We start from the raw sequence: 734 nt of genomic DNA on the forward strand, positions 1-734 counted from the left end.
GGACTACTTGGGGCTGACTTTTAATGATGATGTCGTAAATGCATCAATTTCCGGAACAAGAGATTTCGGGACCGTTGTTGCCTGGTGCAGACTGGTTGGTACGGTGGAGGTGTTTAACCAGGTTGAGCAGGAAATTGCAGAATTGGTAGGCACAGAGGCTTGCAGCATTTTCGCATCTACGACACTGTTGAATCATGGGGTGATTCCGGCATTAATGGGGAAAGATGGCGTATTATTTTTGGAAAAATCAGCCCACATGACGATGTATGAAGGGGCCAAGATAGCACGGGATAGTGGTTCAAAGCTGTGTAATTTTAATCTGAATGATTTGGAACAACTGGAAGACTTACTTATCGAAAATCAGCATATCAGTAAGAAATTAATTTGTGTTGATGGTGTTAATTCAATGACAGGGGATTATACAGATCTGCCCAGACTCGACAAACTGGCGAAGAAATACAACGCATTACTGTATGTTGATGATGCACATGGATTCGGTGTCGTTGGGGAAAAACCTGATGTTGAATATCCTTATGGAAAAAGAGGTAATGGAATCGTAAACTACTTTGGCCTTGATTATGAAAACATTGTTTACATTGGATGTTTTTCAAAAGCTTACGGAAGTTTTGGTTCGTTTATCTGTTGCAGTCACAACCTGAGACGTTACTTAATCTCCCAAGCGACACCGCATGACCTTGGTGGCGCGGGTCCGGCTTCTGCAATGTGTGCGGTGC

1 protein-coding gene is annotated in these 734 nt (G+C 43.1%); it reads left to right on the forward strand.

Annotation, left to right across the window (positions count from 1 at the left end; all coding sequences use genetic code 11):
- Positions 1-734: aminotransferase class I/II-fold pyridoxal phosphate-dependent enzyme (locus tag LG31_RS0120090; protein WP_033116175.1), on the forward strand; the 734-nt coding region annotated here is incomplete at both ends.

The organism is Aeromonas lacus, assembly GCF_000764665.1.
Classification (GTDB): Bacteria; Pseudomonadota; Gammaproteobacteria; order Enterobacterales; family Aeromonadaceae; genus Aeromonas; species Aeromonas lacus.